Annotated in this window: 1 protein-coding gene; it reads right to left on the bottom strand. The window is 25.3% G+C overall.

The features are described 5' to 3' along the window. Positions 1–54: 54 nt before the first annotated feature. A complete protein-coding gene (locus KM800_RS15085; RefSeq protein ID WP_217813819.1) occupies positions 55–753 on the bottom strand; it encodes a hypothetical protein in 699 nt (232 codons plus the stop codon). Positions 754–976 lie beyond the last annotated feature (223 nt).

The raw sequence follows: 976 nt of genomic DNA, 5'->3' as shown, positions 1-976 counted from the left end.
AATTTCAATATTGACAATTTATAGGTGTTGTACAGCTTATTTAAATGCCATATATCATGATGTACTTGATTGAGTATTGCTTAACTTTTGTCTGAGTTGATTATTCTCTTGATTTAGTTGAGTATTAGTTTCATTAAATTGAGAAAGCTTAGTCTGTGAATTAGTAACTTGTTGTTGTAAAATATCCTTATCCTGAATATCCATTTTTCTTTTTGTCTTAAGATTAAATACAGCTTCTTCTATTTTATCATCTATAGTATTTTTTAATGTAGATGTCATAGTAAAGCTATGGTATTTTAGGGATGTTAGTATATTTTCAAGTACATCTTTTTTTCTGCCATTACCTTGTATCTTACCATTTAGGTATTTTTGTTGTGTTTTTGTTACTCCTGCAGCAACAGTATCATTTAACAGATCATATAAATTATGCTGCATATAAATTATAGATGAAGATATAATTGCTTTTATTTCACCTTCAGTAAGATATGTAGTGCCAAATTTATTTTCTATGTCAGTGATGCCTTTAGCAATTATATCTTCTATAGTAGATTCTGGATATTCAGATAATAAATATTTGATATTATCTAGTGCATAAGCTTTAGCTCGATTATATATAGTTTGCCCTAAAATTTGTTTTGATTTAGATTCTATAGATTCCAGTGTACTTTGTATACATGCTTTTAATTTATATATAATAACTAAAAATACTGTTTCAATGATATAAGGCAGTCCCATTGTTAATAATTGTTTCATAATAAATACACTCTCCTAAAAATTATTTTATAATATTAGATTTGTATGCCTATACTGATTATTTTCAGCAATTTTTATTTATTATCAAAATAAGTATCCCTGATTCTATATTCCAAAAATTGCTTTTATAGTATTTAAGTCCAATCCGTGCGACATTGAAAATAATATTATTAAAATTAATGATATTAATGATATTAAAGTAGTGGTGCTAGTATAAAAATGT

The organism is Clostridium tyrobutyricum, from assembly GCF_019144085.1.
Classification (GTDB): Bacteria; Bacillota; Clostridia; order Clostridiales; family Clostridiaceae; genus Clostridium_B; species Clostridium_B tyrobutyricum_A.
This window is presented reverse-complemented; position numbering and strand designations above follow the sequence as displayed.

Coding starts and splice junctions, on each gene's coding strand:
- KM800_RS15085 (WP_217813819.1), bottom strand. CDS start 753: ATGAAACAATTATTAACAATGGGACTGCCTTATATCATTGAAACAGTA.